This window comes from Luteimonas sp. AC640a (assembly GCF_979256585.1).
This window is the reverse complement of the sequence record NZ_CEEDOV010000005.1, coordinates 57,223-73,727: the sequence shown is the minus strand read 5'-3', so window position 1 is coordinate 73,727 and position 16,505 is coordinate 57,223. Positions and strand designations below refer to the sequence as shown.

Annotated in this window: 15 protein-coding genes; 2 read left to right on the top strand and 13 right to left on the bottom strand. The window is 68.1% G+C overall.

The genetic code is table 11. The features are described 5' to 3' along the window. Positions 1-43 precede the first annotated feature (43 nt). Positions 44-484, top strand: a complete 441-nt coding sequence (gene rnfB, locus ACZ9YD_RS03195) for an Rnf electron transport complex subunit RnfB (RefSeq protein WP_465073695.1) — start codon at positions 44-46, stop codon at positions 482-484. On the opposite strand, the gene ACZ9YD_RS03190 is transcribed toward rnfB, so the two are convergent. The 7 genes from ACZ9YD_RS03190 to ACZ9YD_RS03160 form a co-directional block, all read right to left on the bottom strand. Next, positions 474-2,054 carry a tetratricopeptide repeat-containing sulfotransferase family protein gene (locus ACZ9YD_RS03190; RefSeq protein ID WP_465073694.1) on the bottom strand — a complete coding sequence of 527 codons (1,581 nt, stop codon included), beginning with the start codon at positions 2,052-2,054 and terminating at the stop codon, positions 474-476. The two genes, rnfB and ACZ9YD_RS03190, sit on opposite strands and share 11 nt — an antisense overlap. Next, entirely contained in the window at positions 2,051-3,082 is a 1,032-nt protein-coding gene (locus ACZ9YD_RS03185; protein ID WP_465073692.1) for a TraB/GumN family protein, read from the bottom strand. The genes ACZ9YD_RS03190 and ACZ9YD_RS03185 overlap by 4 nt, the downstream gene beginning before the upstream one ends. Before the next feature lie 29 nt (positions 3,083-3,111). Next, a complete protein-coding gene (locus ACZ9YD_RS03180; protein ID WP_465073691.1) occupies positions 3,112-4,059 on the bottom strand; it encodes a DUF1684 domain-containing protein in 948 nt (315 codons plus the stop codon). A 1-nt stretch (position 4,060) separates the two neighbouring features. Continuing rightward, the gene (gene mutL / locus ACZ9YD_RS03175; protein ID WP_465073690.1) at positions 4,061-5,893 is read right to left on the bottom strand and encodes a DNA mismatch repair endonuclease MutL; all 1,833 of its coding nucleotides are present in this window, start codon (positions 5,891-5,893) and stop codon (positions 4,061-4,063) included. A gap of 77 nt (positions 5,894-5,970) precedes the next feature. Further along, complete coding sequence (locus ACZ9YD_RS03170) at positions 5,971-7,425, bottom strand: N-acetylmuramoyl-L-alanine amidase (protein ID WP_465073688.1); 1,455 nt, start codon at positions 7,423-7,425, stop codon at positions 5,971-5,973. A 75-nt stretch (positions 7,426-7,500) separates the two neighbouring features. Further along, on the bottom strand, positions 7,501-7,986 hold the full coding sequence (gene tsaE, locus ACZ9YD_RS03165; RefSeq protein WP_465073687.1) for a tRNA (adenosine(37)-N6)-threonylcarbamoyltransferase complex ATPase subunit type 1 TsaE: 486 nt from the start codon (positions 7,984-7,986) through the stop codon (positions 7,501-7,503). Continuing rightward, positions 7,983-9,518: an NAD(P)H-hydrate dehydratase gene (locus ACZ9YD_RS03160; RefSeq protein ID WP_465073685.1), complete on the bottom strand. Its 1,536-nt coding sequence runs from the start codon at positions 9,516-9,518 to the stop codon at positions 7,983-7,985. The genes tsaE and ACZ9YD_RS03160 overlap by 4 nt, the downstream gene beginning before the upstream one ends. Positions 9,519-9,547: 29 nt before the next feature. Here ACZ9YD_RS03160 and queG point away from each other — a divergent pair, with 29 nt between their 5' ends. Further along, positions 9,548-10,630 carry a tRNA epoxyqueuosine(34) reductase QueG gene (queG, locus tag ACZ9YD_RS03155; RefSeq protein WP_465073684.1) on the top strand — a complete coding sequence of 361 codons (1,083 nt, stop codon included), beginning with the start codon at positions 9,548-9,550 and terminating at the stop codon, positions 10,628-10,630. 40 nt (positions 10,631-10,670) lie between these two features. On the opposite strand, the gene pgi is transcribed toward queG, so the two are convergent. The 6 genes from pgi to pcnB form a co-directional block, all read right to left on the bottom strand. Beyond that, complete coding sequence (pgi, locus tag ACZ9YD_RS03150) at positions 10,671-12,200, bottom strand: glucose-6-phosphate isomerase (protein ID WP_465073682.1); 1,530 nt, start codon at positions 12,198-12,200, stop codon at positions 10,671-10,673. Beyond that, positions 12,200-12,580, bottom strand: a complete 381-nt coding sequence (panD, locus tag ACZ9YD_RS03145) for an aspartate 1-decarboxylase (RefSeq protein WP_232136944.1) — start codon at positions 12,578-12,580, stop codon at positions 12,200-12,202. The genes pgi and panD overlap by 1 nt, the downstream gene beginning before the upstream one ends. Positions 12,581-12,694: 114 nt before the next feature. Beyond that, positions 12,695-13,561, bottom strand: a complete 867-nt coding sequence (panC, locus tag ACZ9YD_RS03140; protein WP_465073681.1) for a pantoate--beta-alanine ligase — start codon at positions 13,559-13,561, stop codon at positions 12,695-12,697. 105 nt (positions 13,562-13,666) lie between these two features. Then, positions 13,667-14,482 (bottom strand): 3-methyl-2-oxobutanoate hydroxymethyltransferase, encoded by an 816-nt coding sequence (gene panB, locus ACZ9YD_RS03135; protein WP_465073680.1) that lies wholly within the window; start codon positions 14,480-14,482, stop codon positions 13,667-13,669. Positions 14,483-14,586: 104 nt separating this feature from the next. Beyond that, on the bottom strand, positions 14,587-15,186 hold the full coding sequence (gene folK / locus ACZ9YD_RS03130) for a 2-amino-4-hydroxy-6-hydroxymethyldihydropteridine diphosphokinase (RefSeq protein WP_465073679.1): 600 nt from the start codon (positions 15,184-15,186) through the stop codon (positions 14,587-14,589). After that, on the bottom strand, positions 15,122-16,459 hold the full coding sequence (gene pcnB / locus ACZ9YD_RS03125; RefSeq protein WP_465073677.1) for a polynucleotide adenylyltransferase PcnB: 1,338 nt from the start codon (positions 16,457-16,459) through the stop codon (positions 15,122-15,124). Before pcnB ends, folK begins: the two co-directional genes overlap by 65 nt. Positions 16,460-16,505 lie beyond the last annotated feature (46 nt).

The window sequence follows — 16,505 nt, the reverse complement described above, 5'->3', positions numbered from 1 at the left end:
CCGCGACTCCAGCCCAGTCCGCACGCCCAGCCGACCGCCACGCATGCCGCCGTCCCTCGTCGAACGCCTCGACCGCCTGTTGCCGCAGACCCAATGCGGCCAGTGCGGTTTCGACGGCTGTCGCCCCTATGCCGACGCGATGGCGCGCGGCGAGGCCGACGTGGATCGCTGTCCGCCCGGCGGCGATTCGGGCGCACGCGCGCTGGCCCGCGCACTCGAGACCGTCGCGCTGCCGTTCGACCGCGAGCGCGGCGAGCACCACGCATTGCCGCCGGTCGCGCTGGTCATCGAGGCCGACTGCATCGGCTGCACCAAGTGCATCCAGGCCTGCCCGGTCGACGCGATCGTCGGCGGTTCGAAACTGATGCACACCGTGCTCGTCGATGCCTGCACCGGCTGCGCGCTGTGCGTGCCGGCGTGTCCGGTGGACTGCATCGAAATGCAGTCCACCGAAATTTCAGGACCACTAGGCTTCAGCTGCTGATTCCCGCGTCGGCGAGGATCCTGCGCGGGGCATCCAAGAGATCTCCGTAGCGTCGCCAACGCTGCATCGACGAACGATAGATCGGTGAGCGAACCTGCACCACACTTGCGGTGGCTACAGGCGCCGCATTGCGTTCGAATTCCAGGCAGGCAGGCTCCCACTCCAACCTACAATGCGCCAACAGGCGGCGGGTTTGGACTTCCTGGGCTTCCACGATGTCCTCATAGGCAACTTCAAGGATCCGACCGGGCATGCGGTCGTGCCAGAACGACATCAGGCGATCGAACAGTACGTAGTAGCGCGCTGTATCGCAGATGTCGAACGAGTAACCGAAGTTCGGAGACCGAAGCGCGAACAGCTGCCGAAAATTCGAAAGTGTGGTGTCCACCGGATCACGGCGCAGGCAGATCATCCGGGCGTTTGGAAGCGCCCTCGCGATGAGGCCCGCATAGAGAAAGTTCTGCGGCAGCTTGTCGATGAAGTGCCGCGATCCGCCAGTGCCGGGCCGGGTGCTGTCGATGTATGCGCTTCCGAGAGCTGCCAAGTCGATGCGTGGGCCGGCGAGAAATGTATCGGCGTCCATCATTGCGGCAGAGGTGCTACCAGAAAGCCGTTTGACCTGGACACCGAAGTTCTGCAACTCCCCCGAAGAGGTCACCGCGGAGTGGGAAGACAGAATCCGTTCGACAAGCGTAGTGCCGGATCTGGGCATGCCGATGATGAAGATCGGCTCATCTGACGAACAGGCCTTGTGACCCGACTGAGGCATCGCGTCATAGCCTTCCATGATCGCGGCGACCAGACGCTCGTCCTCTTCGGCCCGGTAACCAAGCACATGTGCCCAAGCACTTTTCCCGGCCTTGAGGTGATGGAACGACCGCTCGATCTCACCCAGGTCGTAGAGCTCCTTCTCGAGCGCGAGATGGACGTGCAGCAGAGCCTGAGGATCGTCGCCCGTTCGCTCCAGCAAGAGCAGAAGTTCATCGACGTGATTTTCTTCCGGCGTCCAACGACGCAACTGTGCTCGTGCAAGATAGGCACGCCAGTAGCGAGGATCCAGCTCGATGCATTGGGCGTAGCTGGCTCCGGCAAGTTCAAGCTTGCCTACAAACATGCGCGCAGTCGCCAGATTGAAGTGCAGGCTTGCAACATCGGGCGCCAGTGCCGATGCCTGCATATAGACCTCTTCCGCGCTCTCATGTGCATTGGCCTGGGTAAACACCATGCCGAGCGCATCGAGTGACAGCGCGTCGTTGGGACCCATTTCCTTGGCACGCACGGCAGCGTGCAGCGCCTGCGAATAGAGTCGCATCGTCGCGAACAGCAGCGCCAGCTGGGCCAGGTAGTCCGCTCGGCTCGGATTGAGCCTGACAGCTTCGCGCAGGTGCTGATGGGCGACGCGGTGATCCCCCATCCAGTGCGCACCCACGCCCACCACAAAATTGACGCCAGCGTGCCCTGCCCAGCGTGGCAGCAGGCTGGCACCAAGCTGCCGGGCTTCGTTCCAGCGCTGATGATTGAGCGCCTGGATTGCACGTCCATACACGACTTTGGCCTCGGCCTCACTCATTCCACAATCTCCAGGCCAAGCCGCTCCACCGCGTAGCCCTTCGCCGCGAGCTTCTCGACGACACCGTCGGGCCCGACGAGATGCAGTGCGCCGACGACGACGAGGATGTCGCCCTGCTGCTGCAGCATCTGTTCGAGCTTGGGCAGCCAGGCGTCGTTGCGCTCGGTGTTTATGCGCGCGTAGAGCGCGGGGAAACGTGCCTGCATGTCGAGGCCCATTTCCTGCCACAGCGCGTCCGCATTGCCGGCGCGCCAGGTCTCGTGCAGGGCCTGGATCGATTCCGGACCTGCGCCCGCCTGCTCCAGCGCTTCCTGCAGCATCTGCGTCTGTTCGACGCGGCCCATGCCGTCGAGCAGCTCGATCTGCTGCTGCGCGGATTCCAGCCCCGCAGTCGGCGTGCCGGCGGCCTGGGCCTGACGCGCGAGCTGCGCATCCATGCCCAGCTTCGCCTCGAGACCGAAACGGCCGAGTTCGGTGGTCGTCACCAGCAGCGACACGAACCAGGGCTCGAACAGCTGCAGGTTCGATGCGCCGCCTGCGCCCTGCAGCGATGCTGCATTCGTGTCGGCCCATGCGCGCAGTTGCGTCGCGGTCTGTGCGGGAATCTCGTCGTCGAGCTGGCTGCCATCGTTGCGCAGGCCCGCCTGCATCATCTGCAGGCCCAGCGTCGGCGAATGCAGTTCTTCGGGCGCGAGCTCGAACACGACTTCGCCCGCGCCGGACACGACGCGCGCGACGTCTTCCGACAGCGGGTAATCCGCTGGCGTCAGGAAGTGGAAGGAGCCCAGCAGATACAACGCACCGTGCTCGCCGCTGACCCGCCACAGCAGCGGCACCGGCGCCGGTGCCAGCGCGCCGTAACCGATGGCCGGCGTCTCCTGCAGACCGTCGGCCGGCAAGACCACCGGCGACAGCAGGATCGCGGGCGCTTCCAGCGGCGGCAGTTCGGCCTGGCTCGCGCCGCCGGCGAGCAGGCAGACCACCACTGCACACGAGCGGAGGAAACGGATCGGCGTGGCTCGACGCATGCGGAAGCGGTCCTGTTCGGAGTTCGGTGTCATACCGTGGTCGCGGGTACGTAGGTCTTCTCGCCTGCGGGAATCGCGAGATCGAGGCGGTTGCCGTCAGGCGGCAGCGGACATGTCGCGAACGCGGTGAACGCGCACGGCGGGTTGTAGGCGCGGTTGAAGTCGATCTGCAGACTGCCATCGGAGCCCGGCGCGGGCGCATCGAGATAACGCCCGGCGCTGTAGCTGCCGTGGCCGCTGGTGCGGTCGGCGAAAATTAGAAACAGCCCGCCGTCGCCACCGTCGATCGCCTGCAGCGTATAGCGCGTGCCGTCGCGTTCGAATGCGACCGATCCCGGTGTCGGCGTGTCTTCGACCATGCCCAGGATGTTGGCGATCGGCAGCGTCGCACCGGCCGCTGCCGGCACGAATTCCGCATCGACCTGCCAGTCGCGCGCGGTCGGCCAGTATTCGATGCCGGTGAAGCGCCGGCGCGTGGGCGCGTCCTCGTGGCGCGCACGCACGAAGGCCGAGCCGCCACGTTCGATGATCGTCAGCGCACCCTTGCCATCGTCGAATCCGAGCACGCTCGGCGCTGCATCGGCGTCGGTCTGCAGCGACACGCGGCCACGCACCGGCGCGCCGTCGAGCATCACCGCGACGCCGCGCTCGGGCGTGAACGCATACGCGCCGTTGTCGGATTGCAGCAGGCCGAGCTTGTCCGGGCCTATCGACAGGCGAATGCCGGCCGTTTCACCGCTGCCGATGAAATGCGATTTCAGTTCGATGCGATGCAGGCCGATCAGGCTCAACCAGCCATCGGGCGCGACCAGTTCCGCGCGGCGCGTGTCCTGCCAGACGCGGGTCTGCGCCGAGAACATCACGTCGAGTCGCGCCGCGTCTGCACGTGCCGCAGGATCCTCACTCTCGGTGGTTTCGCCACAGGCGGCGAGCAACGCCGCCAGCAAGATCGTGCAGCAATGGCGCCATCGCAGCATGTCAGCGTCCTCGCAGGAACCAGCGGTCGATCTCGGCGATCGGAAAATGCGCCCACGTCGGACGGCCATGATTGCATTGCCCGGAGCGTTCGGTGGCTTCCATCTGCCGCAGCAGGGCATTCATCTCGGGGACCGTCAGTCGACGGTTGGCGCGCACCGCGCCGTGGCAGGCCATCGTCGACAACAGTTCGTCGCGTGCCGAGCGCACGCGCAGGCTCTCGCCGTGCTCGCGCAGATCGGCCAGCACGTCGCGCAGCAGGGCTTCGGTGTCGCTCTGTGCGAGCAAAGCCGGCACGCCGCGCAGCAACAGCGACTGGATGCCGGCACGCGACACCTCGAAGCCGAGGTCGGCGAGCGTCGCCGCTTCGGCTTCGGCGACATCGGCCTCGCGCTCCGACACCGCGACCGTCTGCGGTACCAGCAGCGGTTGCGTGCGCACGCCTTCGCCGTCGTGCGCGGTCTTGAGCTTTTCGTAGCCGATGCGTTCGTGCGCGGCGTGCATGTCGACGACGATCATGCCGTCAGCGGCCTGGCTCAGGATGTAGATGCCATGCAGCTGCGCCACCGCGTAGCCGAGCGGCGGGACCAGTGTGCCGGCGTCGTCGACCGCGGCATCGGGGGCCATCGGCGACGGCGTCCAGGTGTCGGCACCCGATGCGATCTGCGCAGGCGTCGGTCCATACAGCCCGGCGTAGGCCGCGCGCGTTTCGTCGACGCGCAACGCGAGATTCGGTTGCGGCATCGGCCGCGACCAATCGGGCATCGACGCAGTGCCGGATGCGGGCATGGCGGCAAATGCCGTCATCGCCGCATCCGCAGGCGCGTGATTCATCTGGCCTGCGCGCGTGTCGGCCAAGGCCTCGTGCAGCGTGCGATAGACGAAGTCGTGGATCAGTCGCGCATCGCGGAAGCGCACTTCGTGCTTCGCGGGATGCACGTTGACGTCGACGCGCGTCGGATCGAGTTCGAGAAACAGCACATAGGCCGGCTGACGACCGTGGTACATCACGTCCGCGAATGCCTGCTTCACCGCGTGCGCCACGCTGCGATCGCGGATTGCGCGGCCGTTGACGTAGAGGTACTGCTGATCCGCACTCGCGCGCGAGTACGCCGGCTTGGCGATCCAGCCGTGCAGGCGCAGACCTGCGGCGCTGTGATCGATGCGCAATGCGTTGTCGGCGAACTCCCGGCCGACGGTTTCGACCAGGCGCGCGCCAGAGAACAGATCCTCGTCGCCCTTGTACCGACGCGACGCCTTGCCGTTGTGGCTGATGCGCAGTTCGACATCGGGCCGCACCAAAGCCAGCGCACGCAGCCATTCCTCGATGTGGCCGAGCTCCGTGCGTTCGGCACGCAGGAACTTGCGGCGCGCGGGCACGTTGTAGAACAGATCGCGCACTTCGACCGTCGTGCCGCGCGGATGCGATCGCGGTGTGACGTCGCCGACACGGCCGCCCTCGACTTCCAGCGCGGAGCCGTGGGTTTCGTCTTCGCGGCGCGAGATCAGCGAGAAGCGGCTCACCGACGCGATCGACGGCAGCGCCTCGCCGCGAAAGCCGAGCGTGGCGACGGCTTCCAGATCATCGAGCGAACCGATCTTGCTGGTCGCGTGTCGCTGCACGGCCAGCGGCAGTTCCTCGGGCGGAATACCGCCACCGTCGTCGCGGATGCGGATCAGACGGACGCCGCCTTCTTCGAGATCGATGTCGACGCGCTGCGCGCCGGCATCGAGTGCGTTCTCGACGAGTTCCTTGACCACGGACGCAGGGCGTTCCACCACTTCGCCGGCAGCGATCTGGTTGACGAGGATGTCGGGGAGCTGGCGGATCGGCACGTGGGCATCGGCGACGCAGGCGCGTCGCGGCAGGAATCAACGTGGATGATACCGGCTCGGGCGCTGCGCCCGGGATCTCAGGGACTGCCGCCGGCGGCGGTGCCTGCATCGGCCGCGGCTGCACGTGCGGCGTAGAGCGTGCCCGGCGGCGGCTGGGCGACGAAATAGGTATTGATACCGTTGAGCACGGCGCTGGCGAGGCGACGCTGATGCGCGGGATCGAGCAGGCGCTGCTCTTCCTCGGCATTGGAGATGAAGCCGGTCTCGACCAGCATTGCCGGCATGTCGGCGTTGCGCAGCACCGAGAAGTTCGCGTACTCGACGTTCGCCTTGTGCGTCTTGCCGACGTTGCGCAGGCCCGACAGCACGTGCGTCGCGGCGTCCTGCGAGGCGCGCATGTGACCGCTCTGGGCCATTTCCAGCAGCACGTTCGACAGGGTGTCCTGCGACAGCGACACGCCGCCGACCAGATCGGCGCTGTTCTCGCGGTCGGCCAGCCAACGCGCCTGCTGCGACGAGGCGCCGCGCGTGGACAGGGTATAGACCGACGAGCCGTACGCCGCGCGGTTATGTGCGGCGTCGGCATGGATCGACACGAACATGTCGGCTTTGGCCCGGCGGGCGCGCGCTGCACGCTGCGGGAGTTCGATGTAGCTGTCGTTCTCGCGTACCAGATGCGCGCGCATGCCGGGCGTGGCATTGATCTGGCGCGCGAGTTCGCGCGCGATCGCCAGCACGACGTTTTTCTCGTGCGTGCCAGCCGGCCCGATCGCACCGGGGTCGCGGCCGCCGTGTCCGGCATCGATCGCGACCACCAGCGGACGCATCCCGGGACCCACCGCAGCAGGCATCGGCACCTGAGGCGCAGGCGCGATTTCGCGCGGGGTCGCGGACGGCGGTGTGGGAATCGGTGCGGGCGGCAGCGGTGTCTCGACGACCTGCGCGGTGGCCGCAACAGGCGCAGGCGCAGATGCGGCAGGCCCCTGCTGCGGACCCATGCTCGAAATCAGGCGCGAGGTTGCATCGTTCGATGCCAGCGACGGATCGGCCGCAGGTGACGTGGCTGGCGCGGCGCCGGTCGTCGGTGTCGATGCACTCGCCGCGGCGATGCGGGCGATCGGATCGGCCACGCCGTCCCCGGGCCACTCGATGACAAGCCTCGTACCATCCGCGCCGTCCTCGATCCGCGGCGGCATCGATTTTACCGACGAGGCCAGGTCGAACACGATGCGCGTGGTCCCGGCAACGGGCTGTCCACTACGCACGGATTTGATGGTGCCCGCGCCCGCCGGCATCGCCGTCGTTCGTAGGCGAGTGCCAGGCAGGTCGACAACCAGGCGGTCAGGATTGGCGAGGGAGATCACCGAGTACTCGGCGCGGGCATCGAGTTTGAGCTCGGCGCGGGTGCCGGTGGCACCGGCGCGCACGTCGACCCCCCGCAGCTCGGCGCCGTAAGCGATGTTCCAGCACAGCGCGGCGATCAGGGCGACCGCCAACGCGAGCTGAGACAGATTGATTCCCCGGATGCGCATGGCGGCTAGTCAATCACCGCCCCTGGAACATTGCAAGCCGTTTTCCCTTTCAAATCCGTGGCCTGCAGATCCTTCCTATGGTTTCGGTTCAGGAAGCGTCGACAAACGGGGATCATCGAGAAGTGCGGCCAACCAAGCGTTACTGCCCTGCCCGTCGGGCACGAGTTCGACCGAACGGCCCGCGCCGTCGATGGCCAGGTGGATCTCCAGATCGGCAGGCGCCAGCGCCGCGGCGCCGCGCTCAGGCCATTCGATGAGCCACAGCGCGGCGTCGATGTCGTCGAGCCCGAGGAAATCGAGTTCGCCGGCATCGCCGATCCGGTACAGATCCAGATGCAGCGCTTCGCCGCCATCGACCGGATAGCGTTCGACGAGGGTGTAGGTGGGGCTGCGCACGGTGCCGGTCACGCCGAGCGCGCGCAGCCAGGCGCGGGCCAGCGTGGACTTGCCGGCGCCGAGGTCGCCCTGCAGGTACACAACGGCGCCGCGCGGCTGATGCGCGGCGAGAAGTTCGGCGAGCAGGCGGGTCGCCGCGTCGTCGGGAAGATGGCGGCGGATCATGCGTTCGGCTCCGGATTCGCGCAGACGCGCAGCACGTCGATGAGGTCGCCCGGCAACAGGCCGCGTTCGCCGAAGGTGCTTGCGGCGGTATCGCCGGCTACGGCGTGCAACAAGGCGCCGCAGGCGGCCGCGTGTTCGACCTCGAGTCCCTGCGCGCGCATGGCGGCGGTCACGCCGGTCAGCACATCGCCCATGCCGCCGGTGGCCATGCCCGGATTGCCGGCTGCGATGAGCCACGGCAGTCCGCCGGGCGCGCAGACCAGCGTACCGGCGCCCTTGAGTACGACGACGGCGTTCCAGCGCGCGGCGAGTGCGCGCACCGCGGCCGGACGATCGCGCTGGATTGCGGCGGTATCGAGATCGAGCAATCGCGCGGCTTCGCCCGGATGCGGAGTGAGTATCGCGCTTGCCGGCAACGCGCGCGGACGCGCGGCGAGCAGGTTGAGCGCGTCGGCATCGAGCACCAGCGGTGTTCTGGCAGCGCTGGCCGCATCGAGCGTTTCGTCGAACAGTGCGTGACCCCAGCTACCCTGGCCGAGGCCCGGACCGAGCGCGATGACATCGGCGGCATCGAGAGCGCCGGCCAGCGCGGACACGTTGTCGGTACGCCGGACCATGGCCTCGGGCCAGCGCGCGAGCAGTGGCGCGACGTGTACACCCTGGGTCGCGACTTCAACCAGTCCCGCGCCTGCGCGCAATGCCGCGCCGGCCGCGAGCAGCACCGCGCCGCCGGTGCCGTGATCGCCGCCGATGCACAGCACGCGGCCGTGGCGGCCCTTGTGCGCATTGCGCGGACGCGGCCGCAGCCAGTGCGCGAGATCGTGTGCGTCGATCCGGCGCGCCTGTGCCTGCGCATCCGCGAACCAGTACTCGTCGACACCGAGCGTGTCCAGCGACAGTGCGCCGGCATGATCCGGGCCATCGCCGGTCTGCAGCCCGATCTGCGGCGCGAGGAACTGCAGCGTGCGCGTCGCGCGCACGGCAACGCCATCCGCGCTGCCGCGATCGCCGGACAGGCCGCTGGGCGTATCCAATGCGAGCACCGGCACACCGGCGGCGTTGATCGCATCAATCAATGCAGCGGTCGCGTCGTCGGGCGCACGCGACAGGCCGATACCGAACACCGCATCGACGACGATGTCGGCAGCCGGCAACGCGCCATCGAACGCAAGGATCCGGCCGCCTGCGGCCTCGAACGCGGCGCACATCGCCTGCGCTGCATCGGTCCGCGGTGCATGCAATGCGAGCCGGACGACGACCGCGTCGCGCCCCGAGGCCAGCGCCTGCGTCGCGAGCACATAGCCGTCGCCGCCGTTGTTGCCCGGCCCGCAGACCACGACGATGCGCCGCGCCTGCGGCCAGTGCGCCAGCAGCGTGCGCCAGCCGGCCTGGCCGGCCCACTGCATCAGCGTGGTGGCGTCGCTTTCGTGCGCGAGCGCCGCGACCTCGATCGCGCGTAGCGCGGCCGCGTCGTACAGCGGGGTGCCCGGCAGCGAAGCGCCGGGCGCAGGCGTGGCACAGGAAGCACTCATCGCGCGGATTCTATACTTCGCGCATCGTGATGCCGTCCGCCGCCACCGCCGCTCCATCCTCCGCATCGCCCGACGCGCTCGCCGCGCGCATCAAGGCGATCGCGGGCGAGATGGGCTTCCAGCGCTGCGGCATCGCCGGCATCGATCTGCGCGAGGACGAAGCGCATCTGCGCGACTGGCTCGCCCAGGGGCTGTACGGCACCATGGACTGGATGGCGCGTCACGGCGACATGCGCGCCCGCCCGGACGAACTGCTACCCGGCACCGTGCGCGTGTTGTCGGTCGGTCTCGACTATGGCCGCAACGACGATGACAGCGCCTGGGACACGCTCGCAGATGGCAGCCGCGCCTACGTGGCGCGCTATGCGCTGGGCCGCGATTATCACAAGCTGATGCGCAACCGGCTGCAGAAGTTCGCGCATCGCATCGCCGAGGAAATCGGTCCGTTCGGCCATCGCGTATTCGTCGATTCGGCGCCGGTGCTCGAGCGCGCACTCGCACGCAACGCTGGGCTGGGCTGGATCGGCAAGCACACCTGCCTGATCGACAAGAATGGCGGCTCCTGGTTCTTTCTCGGCGAAATCTACGTCGACGTGCCGCTGCCGGTGGACCCACCGGCGACCGCGCATTGCGGCACCTGCGTGCGCTGCATCGACGTGTGTCCGACGCGCGCGATCATCGCGCCGCACCGGCTCGATGCGCGGCGCTGCATCGCCTATCTGACGATCGAACATGAAGGCGCGATCGACGTCTCGCTGCGCCCGTTGATCGGCAACCGCATCTTCGGCTGCGACGACTGCCAGCTGGTCTGCCCTTGGAACAAGTTCGCCAAGCGCACCGATGAACCCGACTTTCGCGCGCGCAACAATCTCGACACCGCGAGCCTGGCCGAGCTGTTCGCCTGGGACGAGGATGAATTCCTGCAGCGCACGGAAGGCTCGCCGATCCGCCGCAGCGGACATCGCCGCTGGCTGCGCAATCTCGCAGTCGCGCTGGGCAATGCGCCGACGACGCCGGAGACCGTCGCCGCGCTGCGCACGCGCCGGAACTCCGGCGATCTTCTGATCGAAGAGCACGTGGACTGGGCGCTGGCGCGCCACGGCGTGGATTGAATCCGCAGGCGCGGGACGCGCCCGCGCGAGCAGCGATCGATCAGCGCGCGCGACGCGCGCGGATCTCGTCCAGCAGCGCGCGCGTGACCGGATCGGCCACCGCCACGTCATCGCCCTGCACCGCCGGCATCAGTTCGCCGGCAATACGCTTGCCGAGCTCGACGCCCCACTGGTCGAAGGCGTTGATGCCCCACAGCACCGACTGCGCATAGACGCTGTGCTCGTAGAGCGCGATCAGCGCGCCGAGGCTGCGCGGATCGAGACGGTCGAGCAGGAACAGCGTCGAGGGGCGATTGCCCGGATACGACTTCTGCGGATCGTCGGCCGAATAGCCGTTGGCCAGCGCTTCGGTCTGCGCGAGCAGGTTCGACAGCAGCGCGGCGTGGTTGTCGGCATGCGGATGCGCAGGATTCACCACGCCGATGAAATCGGCCGGCACGGTCTGCGTGCCCTGGTGCAGCGCCTGGAAAAAACTGTGCTGCGAATTGGTCCCCGGCCCGCCCCACAGCACCGGCACAGTATCGATGCCGACGGCCTCGCCATCAGGCGTGACCGACTTGCCGAGGCTCTCCATCACCAGCTGCTGCAGATACGCCGGCAGGAGCGCGAGGCGCTCGTCGTAAGGCAGCACGGCATGGGTGGCGAGGCCGAGCGCGTTGCGGTTCCACACGCCGGTCAGCGCGTGCAACAGCGGCAGGTTCTCGCCGATCGGCGCCTGCAGCGCGTGCGCGTCCATGTCGGCGGCGCCGGCGAGCAGCGCCTGGAATCCGTCCATGCCGACCGCGAGTGCGATCGAGAAACCGACCGCTGACCACAGCGAGTAGCGACCCCCGACCCAGTCCCACATCGGCAGCACGCGCTCGGGCGCGACACCGAAGGCCTCGGCGCGCGGCACGTTGGCGCTGACCGCGTACAGGCGTTCGCTGCCGCCGAGCCAGTCACGCACAACCGCGCCGTTGAGCAGGGTTTCCTGCGTGCCGAAGGTCTTGGACACGAGGATCGCGGCGGTCTTCGCGGGATCGAGCTTCGCCAGACGATGCTGCGCATCGCTGCCGTCGACGTTGGTCAGGAAATGCACGCGGAAGCGACCGGTGCCGAAATCTTTCAGCGCGTCTACCACCAGGCGCGGACCGAGATCCGAACCGCCGATGCCGACATTGACGATGTCGGTGACATCGGACGCTTCGAGCTGCGCGACCAGTTCGGCCATGCGCACGCGCGCTTCGGCAGCCTGCGCATGCGCGTCACGCGCGATCGCCGTGTCGGACAGCGCGGACCGCAGGGCGACGTGCAGCGCTGAGCGGTGCTCCGATGTGTTGACAGTGGCGCCGTCGAACAGCGCACGGAACGCCTGCGGCAACTCTGCGGCTTCACCGAGTGCGACCAACGCGTCGCGCGCATCGCGGTCGAGCCGCTGGCGCGCGAAGCTGGCGTAGAGCCCACCGAAGCGCAGCGCAAAGTGGTGCGGGCGCGCCGCATCGGCTTCGACGAGGTCGGCGATGCGCGCCGAATCGAGGCGACGCGCGTGCGGCGCCAGCGTGTCTTCGATCCGCCGCGCCGCTGTCGTCATCAGGCGGCCTGTGCGGGAATCGAATCGTTGGTGTGGGTCATGCGGTTGTCGCGGTCCACGTACACCAGCTTGGGCTTGAACTTCGCCACTTCGGCTTCGTCCAGCGCGCCGTAGGCGCAGATGATCACCAGATCGCCCACGCCGGCCTTGTGCGCGGCGGCGCCGTTGACCGAGATGATGCCGCTGCCGACATCGGCGCGGATCGCGTAGGTCGCGAAGCGCTCGCCGTTGTTGATGTTATAGATCTCGATGCGCTCGTACTCGCGGATGCCCGACAGGTCGAGCAGGCGGCCGTCGATCGCACACGAGCCTTCGTAATGCAGCTCGGCGTGGGTGACGGAGGCGCGATGGATCTTGGCTTTCAGCAGGGTGAGTTGCATGACGGATGCGGCCGGATCACGGCATCGGACAACGCGGGAAGCCCGCAGGAACCGCGAAGTATAGGGACCATCTGCGGCATCGCAACATCACCGCGTGCCGCGGCGACGGGAGATTCAGCGGGCCGTCGGCGTGCCGTCGATGCTGAATTCGAGGTTGTCGATCAGGCGTGTGGCGCCGAGGCGCGCCGCTGCCAGTGCGACGGCAGTCTGTTGGCCGTGGACATAGAGCGAGAGGTCTGGCGCACGCACTTCGACGTAATCGACCACAAAGCCGGCCTCGCGCAGCGCCGCCGCGGCATTGTCCGCCGCGTCCGCTGCGGGCACGCCGCCCCGCATCGCGTCCGCAAGCGCACGCAGCGCCACCTGCATCGTCGGCGCACGGGCGCGGGCGTCGGCATCGAGATACTGGTTGCGCGAACTCATCGCCAGGCCGTCGGCCTCCCGGGCGATCGCGACCGGTAGCAGTTCCACCGGAAATGCGAGATCGGCGACCAGATGCGCGATCACCGCCAGCTGCTGGTAGTCCTTGCGCCCGAACGCGGCGACGTCCGGCTGCACCTGGTTGAACAGACGCGCGACCACGGTCGCCACGCCGTCGAAATGGCCCGGTCGATGCGCACCGTCGAGCACTTCGGTCACGCCCGGCACGCGCACGGTCACCGTGTTGTGCAGGCCCAGCGGATACATCACCTCGACCGATGGTAGCCACAGTAGATCGCAACCCGCGGCGGCGAGGCCATGCGCGTCCTGGTCCGGCGTGCGCGGATAGCGGGCGAAGTCCTCGTTCGGGCCGAACTGGGTTGGATTGACGAACACGCTGGCGACCACGCGATCCACGCGCGAGCGCAGCGTCTCCACCAGCGAAAAATGACCCGCGTGCAGATTGCCCATCGTCGGCACGAGGCCGACGCGCAGGCCCGCGCGCTTCCAGTCGGCGATCCGCGCGCGCAGCGCAGCGAGGTCATGGACGGTGTCGATCACGGCGGGTCCGGCAATGGGGAGGCGTCGATTTTCGCAGATCGGCGACGCAGGGCGTCAGCGCGCGCATATCGGCCTGTCGTCGCCCGGGCGGACACGACGCTCCGCTTACTTGTAGGAGTGTTCCGGCCCCGGGAAGCTCCCGTCTCGCACCGCGTCGATGTAGGCGCGCGCGGCGCCAGCAACAGAGCCGCCTTCGACGAGGAAATCGCGCACGAACTTGGGCCGGCGATGGCCACTGTCCAGACCCAGCATGTCGTGCAGCACCAGCACCTGACCGTCGCAATCCGGGCCTGCGCCGATGCCGATCGTGGGCACTGGCGAGGCGGCGGTGATTTCGGCAGCGAGCGACGCCGGCACGCCTTCGAGCACGATCAGCGTCGCGCCGGCTTCCGCGATCGCGCGCGCATCGTCGCGAAGCGCCTGCGCCGCGGCATCGCCACGTCCCTGGATCTTGAAGCCGCCGAAACGCAGCACCGATTGCGGGGTGAGCCCAAGATGCGCACAGACCGGAATCTCGCGCTCGACGAGGAAGCGCACGACCTCGCACTTGTTCGGCGTCGCACCTTCCAGCTTGACCATGCCGGCGCCAGCCTGCAGCAGCCGCGTCGATGCATCGAGCGCGCGCTCGGGCGTGGCATCGGCCTGGAACGGTAGGTCGGCGATGACCAGTGCACGCTGCACGGCGCGGGCCACGCAGGCCGTGTGGTACGCGACGTCGTCGACGGTCACGGGCAGCGTCGAACCATGCCCTTGGACCACCATGCCCAGCGAATCGCCGATCAGCAACAGGTCAACGCCTGCGGCATCGAAGGTGCGGGCGAAGCCGGCGTCGTAAGCGGTGAGCATCGCGAGACGGCGACCGGCGGCGCGGGCCTCGAACAGCGCGGGCACGGTGACCGGCGCGGAAGATGAAGTGTTCATCGCATTAGTGTCGCACCAATGCCGAAATGCCGGTCGTGTGCGCCGGGATCGCCCCATAGAACAGTGCAGCGCCTGGGATCAGCGAGCGACAACCCGACGCGAGATCAAGGCAACGCCTCGATACCGGCGCGATCCACGTGCACGAGCGCATCAGCCGCCGCGCCGACGCGTGGAATCACGATGCCGGCGTCGAGTTCCAGCAGCGGCACGAGCGCGAATGCGCGCTGGTGCAGGCGCGGATGCGGAACGGTCAGTCCCGGCAGCGTGATCACTGCATCGCCGTAGAGCAGCAGGTCCAGGTCCAGCGTGCGCGGGCCCCACTGGTCACCGGCCTCGTCACTGCGGGTCCGGCCGAACAGGCGCTCGATATCGAGCAGCGCGTCGAGCAGATCCATCGGCGCGCGGTTGGTATCGAGTACCGCGACCGCGTTGACGAAATCGGGCTGGTCAGTGCGGCCCCAGGCCGGCGTGCGATACAGCGACGACAGCCGGAGGTCTTTGATATCCGGAAGCGACGACAGCGCCGCGGCGGCGTCACGCAGGACCTGCGGCACGTCTCCCAGATTGCCACCGAGCCCGATCCACGCGCGCACGCTCACGCGCGGACGTCTGCCTGCACGCCACGCGGCGCGCGCGGCGTCATCCAGCGGCGGCCGGTGTGCGCCGACGACGCCGACGACGACGCGGCGCGTCTTCGTCGCCATCCACCTCATCCTCGCCCGGATACAGCGCGATCGCATGATCCGGATCGTTCTGCGCTTCTTCCCAGAACGCGACATCGGCGGCATGCGCATCGGACGCGGTCTGGCGCAGCACGAGGAAATCGAACGCGGCACGGAACCGCGGATGCGAGAGCGTGCGCGTAACCCGCTTGCGCTGGCGCAGCGGGAAGCGCGCCTGCAGCAGCCAAATTTCTTGCATCGGCAGCGAGAAGCGGCGCGGCAACGCGACCGTCGTCACCTGATGCAACGTGACGCGATCGGCGGCGCGGCGCTGGGCCTCGACCGGCTGCACGCCGTCGGCCTGCAGCTTCATCCAGGCGCGGCAGAACGCCGGCCACATCAGGGTGGCGAACAGGAATGCCGGCGACACGGGATCGCCTGCAGCGATGCGTGCATCGGTCGACGCCAGGCCCGATAGCACCATCGCGCGCAACGCGCCACTGCGGTTGCTGGCCAGTGCAGCGGCAGATTCGGGGAACAGCGCCGACAGCAGGCCGTGGCGCTCGAGTCCTTCGAAGCTGGCGACCGCATGTCCGGACAGGAACAGCTTCAGACATTCCTCGAACAGCCGCGCCGGCGCGGCTTCGGCCAGCAGCGAAGCCAGACGCGGAATGGGCTCGGCGGTACCGGGTTCGATCGTGAAGTCGAGCTTCGCGGCCAGACGCACCGCGCGCAACATACGCACCGGATCTTCGCGGTAGCGCGTGTCGGGATCACCGATCAGGCGCATGACCCGGTTCTGCACGTCCTCGAAGCCGCCGGTGTAATCGCGCACCGAGAAATCGGCGATCGCGTAATACAGGGCGTTGGCGGTGAAGTCGCGGCGCACCGCGTCATCTTCGATGGTGCCGTAGACGTTGTCGCGCAGCAGGCGGCCGCCGTCGTGGACCTCGCGGTCGCCGCTGCCGTCGTCGACGTTGGCGCGAAACGTGGCCACCTCGATGATCTCGCGGCCGAACACGACATGCGCCAGACGGAACCGGCGGCCGATCAACCGGCAGTTGCGGAACAGCCCCTTGACCTGCTCGGGCGTCGCGTCTGTCGCGATGTCGAAGTCCTTCGGCGTCAGGCCAACCAGCACATCGCGCACCGCCCCGCCGACCAGATAGGCCTCGTGACCGGCCTCGTGCAGGCGGTACAGCACGCGCAGCGCGTTCTGGCTAATCTGCCGCCGCGAGATGGTGTGCTGGTCGCGCGGAATCGTCCGCAGCTCGGCGGAGATGGCGCTTTGAATCGGAGCGGAATCGGTATGCATCAAGTCTGAAAAAATTCTCAGGCGGCCGTTGCGGCGCCAGCAAGCC

Coding starts and splice junctions, on each gene's coding strand:
- rnfB (WP_465073695.1), top strand. CDS start 44: ATGCCGCCGTCCCTCGTCGAACGCCTCGACCGCCTGTTGCCGCAGACC.
- ACZ9YD_RS03190 (WP_465073694.1), bottom strand. CDS start 2,054: ATGAGTGAGGCCGAGGCCAAAGTCGTGTATGGACGTGCAATCCAGGCG.
- ACZ9YD_RS03185 (WP_465073692.1), bottom strand. CDS start 3,082: ATGCGTCGAGCCACGCCGATCCGTTTCCTCCGCTCGTGTGCAGTGGTG.
- ACZ9YD_RS03180 (WP_465073691.1), bottom strand. CDS start 4,059: ATGCTGCGATGGCGCCATTGCTGCACGATCTTGCTGGCGGCGTTGCTC.
- ACZ9YD_RS03170 (WP_465073688.1), bottom strand. CDS start 7,425: ATGCGCATCCGGGGAATCAATCTGTCTCAGCTCGCGTTGGCGGTCGCC.
- tsaE (WP_465073687.1), bottom strand. CDS start 7,986: ATGATCCGCCGCCATCTTCCCGACGACGCGGCGACCCGCCTGCTCGCC.
- ACZ9YD_RS03160 (WP_465073685.1), bottom strand. CDS start 9,518: ATGAGTGCTTCCTGTGCCACGCCTGCGCCCGGCGCTTCGCTGCCGGGC.
- queG (WP_465073684.1), top strand. CDS start 9,548: ATGCCGTCCGCCGCCACCGCCGCTCCATCCTCCGCATCGCCCGACGCG.
- pgi (WP_465073682.1), bottom strand. CDS start 12,200: ATGACGACAGCGGCGCGGCGGATCGAAGACACGCTGGCGCCGCACGCG.
- panD (WP_232136944.1), bottom strand. CDS start 12,580: ATGCAACTCACCCTGCTGAAAGCCAAGATCCATCGCGCCTCCGTCACC.
- panB (WP_465073680.1), bottom strand. CDS start 14,482: ATGAACACTTCATCTTCCGCGCCGGTCACCGTGCCCGCGCTGTTCGAG.
- folK (WP_465073679.1), bottom strand. CDS start 15,186: ATGGCGACGAAGACGCGCCGCGTCGTCGTCGGCGTCGTCGGCGCACAC.
- pcnB (WP_465073677.1), bottom strand. CDS start 16,459: ATGCATACCGATTCCGCTCCGATTCAAAGCGCCATCTCCGCCGAGCTG.